General features: G+C 65.2%; 11 protein-coding genes. 8 read left to right on the top strand and 3 right to left on the bottom strand.

What is annotated here, in order from left to right; all coding sequences use genetic code 11:
- The 4 genes from AC1D00_RS11970 to AC1D00_RS11955 all read left to right on the top strand — a co-directional run.
- On the top strand, positions 1-467 hold a 467-nt coding region (locus AC1D00_RS11970; RefSeq protein ID WP_477010806.1), incomplete at its 5' end, for a ferredoxin reductase domain-containing protein.
- 190 nt (positions 468-657) lie between these two features.
- Positions 658-984 carry a hypothetical protein gene (locus AC1D00_RS11965; protein WP_135173908.1) on the top strand — a complete coding sequence of 109 codons (327 nt, stop codon included), beginning with the start codon at positions 658-660 and terminating at the stop codon, positions 982-984.
- 90 nt (positions 985-1,074) lie between these two features.
- Positions 1,075-2,331 (top strand): cytochrome P450 family protein, encoded by a 1,257-nt coding sequence (locus tag AC1D00_RS11960; protein ID WP_477010805.1) that lies wholly within the window; start codon positions 1,075-1,077, stop codon positions 2,329-2,331.
- 112 nt (positions 2,332-2,443) lie between these two features.
- Entirely contained in the window at positions 2,444-2,677 is a 234-nt protein-coding gene (locus tag AC1D00_RS11955; protein ID WP_167770673.1) for a hypothetical protein, read from the top strand.
- A gap of 22 nt (positions 2,678-2,699) precedes the next feature.
- On the opposite strand, the gene AC1D00_RS11950 is transcribed toward AC1D00_RS11955, so the two are convergent.
- Positions 2,700-3,947: a DUF763 domain-containing protein gene (locus AC1D00_RS11950; RefSeq protein WP_477010804.1), complete on the bottom strand. Its 1,248-nt coding sequence runs from the start codon at positions 3,945-3,947 to the stop codon at positions 2,700-2,702.
- Positions 3,948-4,072: 125 nt separating this feature from the next.
- On the opposite strand from AC1D00_RS11950, the gene AC1D00_RS11945 reads away from it, so the two are divergent.
- A complete protein-coding gene (locus tag AC1D00_RS11945; RefSeq protein ID WP_477010803.1) occupies positions 4,073-5,218 on the top strand; it encodes a mechanosensitive ion channel family protein in 1,146 nt (381 codons plus the stop codon).
- Between the two features lie 12 nt (positions 5,219-5,230).
- Here the strand turns inward: AC1D00_RS11945 and AC1D00_RS11940 are convergent, their stop codons facing one another.
- Positions 5,231-6,034, bottom strand: a complete 804-nt coding sequence (locus AC1D00_RS11940) for an ABC transporter substrate-binding protein (protein WP_477010802.1) — start codon at positions 6,032-6,034, stop codon at positions 5,231-5,233.
- Between the two features lie 14 nt (positions 6,035-6,048).
- Positions 6,049-7,026, bottom strand: a complete 978-nt coding sequence (locus AC1D00_RS11935; RefSeq protein ID WP_404555425.1) for a tripartite tricarboxylate transporter substrate binding protein — start codon at positions 7,024-7,026, stop codon at positions 6,049-6,051.
- Positions 7,027-7,139: 113 nt separating this feature from the next.
- On the opposite strand from AC1D00_RS11935, the gene AC1D00_RS11930 reads away from it, so the two are divergent.
- Genes AC1D00_RS11930 through dctA form a run of 3 tightly spaced genes read left to right on the top strand, consistent with a single transcriptional unit; the run spans position 7,140 to position 10,063 of the window.
- The gene (locus AC1D00_RS11930; RefSeq protein WP_477010801.1) at positions 7,140-7,850 is read left to right on the top strand and encodes a TetR/AcrR family transcriptional regulator; all 711 of its coding nucleotides are present in this window, start codon (positions 7,140-7,142) and stop codon (positions 7,848-7,850) included.
- A gap of 30 nt (positions 7,851-7,880) precedes the next feature.
- Positions 7,881-8,765: an amidohydrolase family protein gene (locus AC1D00_RS11925; RefSeq protein ID WP_477010807.1), complete on the top strand. Its 885-nt coding sequence runs from the start codon at positions 7,881-7,883 to the stop codon at positions 8,763-8,765.
- Entirely contained in the window at positions 8,762-10,063 is a 1,302-nt protein-coding gene (gene dctA / locus AC1D00_RS11920) for a C4-dicarboxylate transporter DctA (RefSeq protein ID WP_477010800.1), read from the top strand. Before AC1D00_RS11925 ends, dctA begins: the two co-directional genes overlap by 4 nt.
- Positions 10,064-10,163 lie beyond the last annotated feature (100 nt).

The following is a 10,163-nucleotide window of genomic DNA, read 5'->3' as shown; positions in this document are numbered from 1 at the left end:
ACCTGGAAGAGGGCCGCAACCTCTACCTCATCGGCACCGGCACGGGGCTGGCGCCGTTCCTGAGCGTGATCAAGGACCCCGAGACCTATGAGCGGTTCGAGAAGGTCGTGCTGCTGCACGGTTGCCGCCACGTCAAGGAACTCGCTTATGGCGAGATGATCACGGAGCATCTGCCGAAGGATGAGTTGCTCGGCGAGTACATCCAGAGCCAGCTCATCTATTACCCGACGGTGACCCGCGATCCCTTCCGCAACCGCGGCCGCATCACCGACCTCATCACCTCGGGCAAGCTGTTCAGCGATATCGGCCTGCCGGCGCTGGAAGCGGCGCACGACCGCGTCATGATCTGCGGCAGCCCGGCGCTGGTCGCGGACACCCGCACGCTCCTGGGCGAGCGCGGCTTCATCGAGGGCAATCACGGCGAGCCGGCCCAGTTCGTGGTCGAAAAGGCCTTCGCCGAGCGCTAGAGCGTTTTCGAGCGAAGTGGCTTCCGGTTCGCGTCAAGAAAACGCGTCAAAACTAGAATCTAGAACCCCGTTCCGGGGCTCTAGACGCGGAATTCTTGCGCAAGAAGACCGCATTTTCGCCCTCGCACGGGCGTTGCGGCGCCGATTCGGCGCGCGATACACTGTGGGAACGAATCAGCGGAGTTCCCACATGGTTGCGGACAGCGACAGCAACATCGCCTGGCACCGGGTTCAGTTGAAGAAGAACCGCGCCGAGTTGAAGGCGCTCGAGACCGCGCGCTTCACGATGGGCGAGATCGCCTCATCGAAGCGGAACGGCCAGACTCAGAAGGCGGTCGCGGAACTCAAGCGCAAGATCGCGCAGTCGGAACGCGCGATCGCCGACCACGACAAGCGCACGCGCCGTCCGCTCACCACCGACCTGCAAAGCCTCAGCAGCGGCAGCTGGAGCCATTGGGACGCCTATACCAACCAGCAGCAGCGCAAGACCGGGCCGCGCTCACCGGGCCGCGGATAGGCTCTCTTCAGCGCGCACCGGTCCCGGCCCTTGTGCCTCGGCTCGCGCGTACCATCTGGTTGAAGCGCCACCAACCACTCCGGTGATCCCATGACACCGCGCCTCGATTTCACCAGCGAGGCCTTCTTCCGCGATCCGCCCACGGCGATCGCGGCGCTGCGCGCGTCGGGCCCCGTGGTTGCGACGCGATTTCCTCTGGTCGGCGATGTCTGGATCACCACGACCCACGACGCCACCGCTGAGGTCCTGAAGGAGGGCGCCACCTTCACGCTACGCAAGGGGGACGGCAAACTCGCCGGCTTACGCTGGTGGATGCCGAAGCTCGTCACGACCGTCGCCAACAACATGCTGACCATGGACGAGCCTGATCACACGCGGCTGCGCAGTATCGTGGACGAGGCTTTTCGCCGCCGCGCGATCGTCGCGATGGAGCCGCGCATTCGCGCCATCGCCGACGGTTTGGCGGACGACCTGTTTGTCGATGGCAGCCCCGCCGACCTCGTCCAGCAATACGCCCGCATCCTGCCGGTGTCGGTGATCTGCGAATTGCTGGGCCTGCCTGCGGCCGATCGCCCGAGATTCATCGCCTGGGCAAATAGGATGTCCTCGCTGACGAATGTCGTCAGCTTCTTCCGCCTGCTGTTCGCGCTCCGCAAGATGCGCGCCTACCTCGAACAGCAGTTGCAGATCGCGCGCGTGCAGGGCGGCGAGGGCCTGATTGCCGAACTGGTCCAGGTGGAGCGCGAGGGTGGCCAGATCACGCCGGACGAAATGGTGTCGATGGTGTTCCTGCTGCTCGCGGCAGGCTCGGAGACCACGACGCATCTGATCAGCGGCTCGGTCTACGAGCTGCTCAGGAATCCCGGCTTGCGCGACTGGCTGGAGGAGGACTGGAGCCGCATCTCGCTCGCCGTCGAGGAATTCCTGCGCTTCGTCTCGCCGGTGCAGTTTTCCAAGCCGCGCTATCTGCGGCGGGATGTCGAGCTTGCGGGCGTACGGCTGAAGAAAGGCGACCGCGTCATGGTCATGCTCGCTGCGGCGAACATGGATCCGGCGGTGCACGACCAGCCGGAGCGGCTCGACCTCACGCGCAAGCCGAACCGCCACATGTCGTTCGGAACGGGAATTCATTTCTGTCTCGGCCACCAGCTTGCGCGGATCGAGGCGAGTTGCGCATTGCAGGCGCTGCTTGCGCGATGGCCGAAACTCGAGCTCGCCGTCGACCCCGCGCAAATCCACTGGCGCAAGCGTCCGGGTATGCGTGCGATCGCGAGATTGCCTGTCGTTGCCGGCGGGAACCGCCGGCCGAGCCGCGGTGCCGCCGCCGAGCCGTTGCTGGCGGATTGACATCGCGCACGCCGTGCCGGGAACAATGGCGCGGATCATCTTGCGTGACGTGCGAAACAATCTCCATCGCGCAGGCGTTGCCCCAATGCACGTAGCAGCAAGGGAGCAGTCCATGCCCAACGGCGGCAAGACGCATATCGGATCAGGCGCGCACGGCAAGGGCGCGGGGACTGGCGCACTCACGGACATCCCAAAGGACAAGGTCGGCGATAACATGATCCTGTCGAACCGCGACAAGGCGCAACATTCCGACATTCGCGGCATGGACGGAAAGTTCATCCAGACCGAGCAGTATCAGGATCATTCGGCCAACCGGCTGCTCGACGACGAGGAGGCTGACGACTAGGCGGCAGCCCTGAGCGACAGCTTCAGGAGCCGGCCGACTTCTTCGAGGCGACGAGATCGCGCTCCCAGCCGAATACGGAACGGCCGTCGAGATCGGGAGAGGCCGCACGCTCGCCGGCGATGTAAGCCTCGACCGACGGTCCACGCGCGGTCCGCTCCAGCCGCCGCGCCTGGTCGTCGAGCCGTTTGAGCGCCTGCATCTCTTCCTCGCGCCCAAGTCTTGCGTTCTGGATCGCGCCCTTCAGCACGCGGATGGTCTCGTCATAGACCTTGATTGGGACGGGGTAGGGGTGCCGGTCCTTGCCGCCATGAGCGAGCGAGAAGCGCGCGGGATCGTTGAAGCGATAGGGTGCGCCGTGCACGACCTCGGCCACCATTGCGAGCGAACGCACCGTGCGGGCGCCGACGCCCGGCGTCAGCAACAGCTCCGGGAAGTCGACCGGGCCACGCTCGGCCGCTGCGGCCAGCGTGCCGTGCAGGCGCCGCGCGAACACGTCCTTCGGCCTGACATCGTGATGCGCGGGCATGATCAGATGCGGCAGCATCGCCTGCGCGGGCGCGGTCCCGGTGAGCCGTTCGAATTCGGCGACGATGCGATCGGGGCCGAGATCGCCGAGGAGTTCGAGCTGCGCGCTGCGCGAGACATCGGCGCGATGGTCGGTGAGGTTGACGATCTCGCCTTGCTGCGGCCCGTCGATCGCACTATGCGGCGCGTCGACGAAACTCTTCAGTGCCTCTGACTGCCAGAGATAGCGGCGGGCCTGCCGCTTGTCGCCGTTCATGCCCTGCTGCACCACCGTCCACTTGCCGTCGGCCGTGGCGAAGAAGCCGTGGAGATAGAGGTCGAAGCCGTCCTGCACGGCCGCGCTGTCGACCTTCGCCACCAGCCGGCTGGCGCGGGTGAGCTTCACGCCGTCGAAGCCGACGCGCTCGCCAAGCTGCAACAGCTCGTCCGGCGTCTTGCGCGAATGCTGGCCGCGGCCGCCGCAGACATAGATCCCGAGCTCGTCCTGGAGCGGGCCGAGCCCGCGCTTCAGCGCGCCGATCACGGAGGTGGTGATCCCCGAGGAGTGCCAGTCCATCCCCATCACGGCACCGAACGACTGGAACCAGAACGGATGCGACAGCCGCTGGAGAAACGCATCACGGCCGTAATGATGCACGATCGCCTGTGTGACGATCGCACCAAGTGAAGCCATGCGGCTCGCAAGCCACAGCGGAACCCGTCCGGTGTGGAGAGGAAGATCGGCGCTGCCGGTACGTCGAGTCATGTGTGCCTCAAATTAGCGCAGTTTGACAGCGGTTGCACCATTGGATTGCTGCATTGCACTGGGCGGGCGGAGCGAAGCGCGCTGGGGCGCGTTGGCCAGAAGCGAATGCAATTCCGGGGACGTGAATGGATCGGCAGGCCCTCATGGCCGACATCGACAGGATGTTCGGATGGATACCGTCATGGTTTATCGGTCTCAGTCTCGTCGCGGGCGCGATCCTGCTTGCCTTGTCGGTCTACCGGCTCGCGGTATGGCTGCTCAATCGCGCCTTTGGAACCCGACTTCCTCTCCTGAGCGTGTTCATCGAGCGCACGTCTGGACCGGCCCAGCTGGCGCTGTGTCTTGCTGCCGTCGCGCTGGTCCTGCCGCTCGCGCCACTGGATGACGCGTTTCGTACGCCGCTGACGCGCCTGTTCGTCGTGGCCTTCATTGCCCTGATCGGCTGGATCTCGATCCGGGTCGTCGACATGAGCGCGGCGCGGTACTTGCAGAATTTTCGCGACGTCACGGAGAATTTCGTCGCGCGCAAGCATGTCACACAAGTGCGCGTGTTCACGCGCGTCGCCGACACCATCATCGTCGTCATTACGGTATCCACCGCGCTGATGACGTTCGACTCGGTGAGACAGTACGGCGTCAGCCTGTTCGCCTCCGCCGGTGCCGCCGGTCTCATCGTCGGTCTCGCCGCGCGGCCGCTGCTCAGCAATCTGATCGCCGGCGTGCAGATCGCGATCACCCAGCCGATCCGGATCGAGGATGCCGTGATCATCGAGAACGAATGGGGCTGGGTCGAGGACATCGCCTCGACCTATGTCGTGATCCGGTTGTGGGACTGGCGCCGCATGGTGGTGCCGCTGTCCTATTTCATCGAAAAGCCGTTCCAGAACTGGACCCGCGACACTGCATCCCTGATCGGCGTCATCGCGCTCCATGTCGATTATCGCGCCGACGTCCCGCGCATCCGGCACTGGCTGGAGGAGGCGGTGAAGGAGTCCAAGCTCTGGGATGGGGCGGTGGTCAATCTCCAGGTGATCGACGCGGATTCGCGCGCCATCGAGCTTCGCGCGCTGGTCAGCGCCAGGAACGCGCCGCAATCCTGGGACCTGCGCTGCGAGATGAGGGAGAAGCTCATCGCCTTCATTCGCGACGAGATGCCCGAAGCGCTGCCGCGCGAGCGCGCGATCCTGATCCCTTCGGGACGGGGTGACGACGCAGAATTCCCGGGCCGTCCCGCCGCGCCGGAGAAAATGAGGGCGAGCGCGCGGATTTGATCGGCTCAAAGCCTACTCGCGTCTCGCCTTGGTCGCGCCGCGCAATCCGGCCTGCTGCTGGATCGTGTCCAGCGCGCCGGACGACTGCTCTTCCGTCACGAAGCGGTTGAGCAGGGGCAGCGCGTCCTCGCGTCCCCTGGGGATCGCGATGGCCATGTGCTCTAGGCCCCAATTGCCGTCAAGGATGCGCCCGCCCGGCATCTGGTCGGACATCTCGAACAGCGTCGGCTTGTTGGTGGCGTAAAGGTCGATCTCGCCGCGGTCGAACATGCCGATGGCGACCTTGACGCTTTCGGCGGGAACGATGGTTGCGTTCTTGAATTTCGCCGGCAGCGTGCGCTCGGAGGTCGAGCCCTTGGTGACGCCGATCTTCACGCCCGGCTTGTCGATATCCTCGATCTTGCCGATCGGCGAATTCGCCGGGACGAGATAGCCGAGCTCGATCGCCAGCACGGGCTGGCTGAAGCTGACCTCGCTGGCGCGGGCCGGCGTGGCGTTGGTCACGGTGAAGTCGACCTGGCTGTCGTGGATCGCGGCGACGATGTCGGCAACGCGCTGAAACCTGACATAGTCAACACCGACGCCGAGCCGCTTCGCCAGTTCGCCGCCGAGATCGTAGGCGAGGCCGTGCGGCTTTCCGGCCGCATCTGTGACCATCGAGGTCGGGCTGCCCGGATAGATGCCCACGCGCAAGGTGCCGCCCGGCGCCAGGAGCTTTGCTTCGCCATCCGCCTTCGCGAACGACCCGGAGAGGCCGGCGGTGGCAAACGCGAGTAGGGCTGCGAGAGCAAGTTGTCGCCGGCATGAGATCGTCATGAGAGGATCCCGTCTTACTGCGCGCGGATGTTGGCAGCTTTCAGCACCGGCTCCCATTTGGTCGCCTCGGCGTGCATGTAGGCGTCGAAATCCTTGGCGGAGGAGCCGACCGGAGCTGCGCCGATCTTGCCGAGCGTCGACAGCACGCTGGGGTCTTGCAGCGCGGCCTTGAGGTCGGTCTCGAGCTTGGACACGATCTCCGGCGGCATTTTGGCCGGCCCAAGAACGCCCCACCAGACCGAGACGTCGTAGCCTGATACGCCGGCCTCGGCGATGGTCGGAACATCCGGCAGCGCCTTGGAGCGTTCGGCGGAGGTCACCGCGAGCGCGCGCACCGGTCCGCCTTCGAGCTGGCCGATCGCTTCCGCGAGCGGGTTGATGCTGAGCGGGATCTCACCGGCGATGACAGCGGTCAGTGCCGGCGCGCCGCCCTTGTAGGGGATCGCGACGATCCTGGTGCCGGACATGTGTTTGAGCAGTTCGCCGGCGAGATGCGCGGACGTGCCGTTGCCGGACATGCCGTAGGAGAGCTTGTCCGGCTCCTTCTTTGCTGCGGCGAGGAGATCGCCGAGCGTCTTGTAGGGGCTGTCCTTCGCCACCACGATTGCGAGCGGCGAGGAGGCGACTTCAGTGATTGCGGTGAAATCCTTGAACGTGTCGTAGGGCACGCTCGGATAGATGAACTGGTTGAGCGGATGGCCGCTCGCGACCAGGATCAGCGTGTAGCCGTCCGGCGCGGCCTGCGTCAGCGCCTGCGAGGCGACGATGCCGCCGGCGCCCGGACGGTTGTCGATCACCGGCTGCTGGCCCCAGGTCTTGGCCAGCGCCTGGCCGAGCGTACGCGCGAGCACGTCGACGGCGCCGCCCGCCGCGTAGGGCACCAGGATATGGACCGGCTTGCTCGGGTAATTGTCGGCCGCCTGTGCGGTGCCGCCCAGCAGCAGACCGGCACCCAGCATCAAACCGCCGATTGTCTTATTCAAACCCAGCATTCCCAGCACTCCTAGAGGGCGTTTGCGTGCGTATGGCGGTCTCGAAGCCGTCCGGACGCTGCCCATGGTTTTTGTTGACGAGACCTGATCTTTTGTACGATAGTACAAATCACATGGTACGCAAGCCCACCAGCAAGGAAACGGCCCGCAAGCCGAACATGCGCGAGGCGATCCTCGCCGCGGCCGAGGAGCTGTTCGCCACCAACGGCTTCAATGCCGTGTCGGTGCGCGACATCGCACAGGCCGCCGGGGCCAATCCCGGCAGCGTGACCTATCATTTCAAGACCAAGGACGGCCTGCTGCTGGAGATCTACCGGCGCCATTGCGGGCCGATGAATTTGCGCCGTTCCGAGCTGCTCGCCGCCGCCAAGCGCGTGCGCGATCTCCAGGATCGGCTTGAGGCGGTGGTGCGCGCCTATGTGGTGCCGGCTTTCACCTCGGGCAGCGATCTCGCCGGGGGCGGGGCGCGCTTCACGCGACTGCGCGCCGTGATGTCCGCCGAAGGCAACGAGGTCGCGCGAAAGATCATCGCGCAGACCTTTGACGACACCAGCCACGCCTTCATCGATGCGGTCCACGAGAGCCTGCCGCATATTTCGCGCACCGATATCGTCTGGCGCAGCCACTTCCTGCTCGGCGCGCTCTATTACTCGCTGGTGACGCCGGACCGTGTCTCGCGCCTGTCGCGCGGCGAGGCCGACGGCAGCGATGCCGCCAGCGCCATCGAGCAACTGGTGCAGGCCACCGTCGCCGCGTTCCAGGCCCCGGCGCTCGATCAGGCCGCGCCGGTACGGCGGCGGCCGGTCGTCAGCAGCAAGACCTGAAAGAAGCGAGCTCGCTCGGCGGTTCAAGTGATGACGATGATGTACACGCCGACCATTCCGCCGCCCGATCCGAACACGCGCACGCCGAAGTTCAAGCTGCCAAAGCTGTCCTGCGACGCGCATTGCCACATCTTCGGGCCCGGCGCGAAATACCCCTATGCGCCTGACCGTTCCTATACCCCGCCGGATGCGCCGCTGGAGGATTTCCGTGCGCTGCATGCCAAGCTCGGCGTCGAGCGCGCGGTCATCGTCAATGCCAGCGTGCACGGCACCGACAATACGGTCGCGCTCGATGCGATCGCGCAGAGCAATGGTGCCTACCGCGCGGTCGCCAATATCGACGACACCATCACCGAACGCGGGCTCCGCGTGCTGCATGAGGGTGGCTTCCGCGGCTGCCGCTTTAATTTCGTCCGCCATCTCGGCGGTGTCCCCGACAAGCGCGCGTTCAACCGCATCATCGCGATGGTCGCGCCGCTCGGCTGGCACATCGACCTGCATTTCGATGCGATCGACCTGCCTGAATATGCGGACATGCTGACAAGGCTGCCGCTGAGCTACACCATCGACCATATGGGCCGGGTGAAGGCGGCGGACGGGCTCGATCAACTTCCGTTCACGATCTTGATCGAGCTGATGCAGCGCGACGAGAAGTGCTGGGTGAAGATCTGCGGGTCCGAGCGTGTGTCCTCGGCCGGGCCACCGTTCACCGACGCCGTGCCGTTTGCGCGAAAGATCGTCGAGACCGCGCCCGACCGCGTCATCTGGGGGACCGACTGGCCGCATCCCAACGTCAAGGTGATGCCGAATGACGGCGACCTCGTCGACCTGATCCCGCTGTTCGCGCCGGAGCCGGAATTCCAGCAGAAGATCCTCGTCGACAACCCCGCGCGCCTGTTCGAGTTCGATCAATGACGGCGATGGCGATCGACAAGCCGCGCAGCCGCGCCTGGTGGAAGGAGCTCTGGATCCAGGTGCTCATCGCCATGGCGGCCGGTATTGCGCTTGGGATCGTCAACCCCGAATCGGGCGCCAAGATGCAGCCGCTTGGGGATGCCTTCATCAAGGCGATCCGGATGCTGATCGCGCCGATCATCTTCTGCACCGTCGTGCACGGCATCGCCCATATGGCCGACATGGCATGGGTCGGGCGCGTCGCGGTCAAGGCGATCGTCTATTTCGAGATCATGACGACGGTCGCGCTGATCATCGGTCTCATCGCGGTCAATCTGCTCAAGCCCGGCATCGGCATGAACATCGATCCCGCCAGCATCAATGCCAGCGCGATCGAGCCCTATGTCAAGCAGACCGGCGCCATCGGCTTCGTTCCGTTCCTGATGAACATTGTGCCCGCCACGTTCATCGGCGCCTTTGCCGAGGGCAACATCCTTCAGGTCCTGTTTATTTCGGTGCTGTGCGGCTTCGCACTGGTGCAGCTCGGCGAGYGCGCCGCGCCGCTGGTGCATCTGATCGACATCGCCGCCAAGATGGTATTCGCCGTCGTCGGCTTCGTGATGTGGGCGGCGCCGATCGGGGCGTTCGGCGCCATTGCCTTCACGGTCGGCAAGTTCGGCGTCGGCTCGCTGGCCTCGCTCGGCAAGCTGCTGGGCGGCTTTTATCTCACTTGCGTGATCTTCATCATCGTGGCGCTCGGTCCCGTGGCGCGGCTGTGCGGCTTCTCGCTGGTCAAGCTGGTCCGCTACATCTGGGAGGAGCTGCTGATCTGCATCGCCACGACCTCGTCCGAGACGGTGCTGCCGCGGATGCTGACCAAGCTGGAGAAGGCGGGCTGCGAGAAGAGTGTGGTCGGCCTCGTGATCCCGACCGGCTATTCCTTCAATCTCGACGGCACTTGCCTTTACCTCGCCGCGGCCTCGGTGTTCCTGGCGCAGGCGACCAACACGCCGTTCGGGCTTGCCGAGCAGATCGAGCTGCTGCTGATCCTGCTCGTGACCTCCAAGGGCGCGGCGGGGATCGCCGGTGCTGCCTTCGTCGTGCTGGCAGCGACGCTGTCGGCGACCGGCACCATTCCGGTGACGAGCGTTGCCCTGGTACTCGGCATCCATCGCCTGATGTCGCAGGGGCTGACGCCGACCAATCTGATCGGGAACGCGGTTGCGACCATCGCGATTGCCAAATGGGAGGGCGCGCTCGACGACGAGCGCCTGAGGCGCGTGCTCGACGGCGAGGAACAAGCGGCCATCACGGCCTGATGAATCGGCTGCCTGAGTAAAGCAGCGAGCCTATGATGCCTACGAACGAAAGAGGGGAGTTTGTCCCATGAAAACAGGTCTCGTGATCACGGCCCATCCG

It is taken from the genome of Bradyrhizobium sp. P2_E8, assembly GCF_056403875.1.
This window is presented reverse-complemented; position numbering and strand designations above follow the sequence as displayed.

Excerpts from the sequence above, each read along its gene's own strand:
- AC1D00_RS11965 (WP_135173908.1), top strand. The coding sequence starts at position 658 with ATGGTTGCGGACAGCGACAGCAACATCGCCTGGCACCGGGTTCAGTTG.
- AC1D00_RS11940 (WP_477010802.1), bottom strand. The coding sequence starts at position 6,034 with ATGACGATCTCATGCCGGCGACAACTTGCTCTCGCAGCCCTACTCGCG.
- AC1D00_RS11950 (WP_477010804.1), bottom strand. The coding sequence starts at position 3,947 with ATGACTCGACGTACCGGCAGCGCCGATCTTCCTCTCCACACCGGACGG.
- AC1D00_RS11945 (WP_477010803.1), top strand. The coding sequence starts at position 4,073 with ATGGATCGGCAGGCCCTCATGGCCGACATCGACAGGATGTTCGGATGG.
- AC1D00_RS11955 (WP_167770673.1), top strand. The coding sequence starts at position 2,444 with ATGCCCAACGGCGGCAAGACGCATATCGGATCAGGCGCGCACGGCAAG.
- AC1D00_RS11960 (WP_477010805.1), top strand. The coding sequence starts at position 1,075 with ATGACACCGCGCCTCGATTTCACCAGCGAGGCCTTCTTCCGCGATCCG.
- AC1D00_RS11925 (WP_477010807.1), top strand. The coding sequence starts at position 7,881 with ATGACGATGATGTACACGCCGACCATTCCGCCGCCCGATCCGAACACG.
- AC1D00_RS11930 (WP_477010801.1), top strand. The coding sequence starts at position 7,140 with ATGGTACGCAAGCCCACCAGCAAGGAAACGGCCCGCAAGCCGAACATG.
- AC1D00_RS11935 (WP_404555425.1), bottom strand. The coding sequence starts at position 7,026 with ATGCTGGGTTTGAATAAGACAATCGGCGGTTTGATGCTGGGTGCCGGT.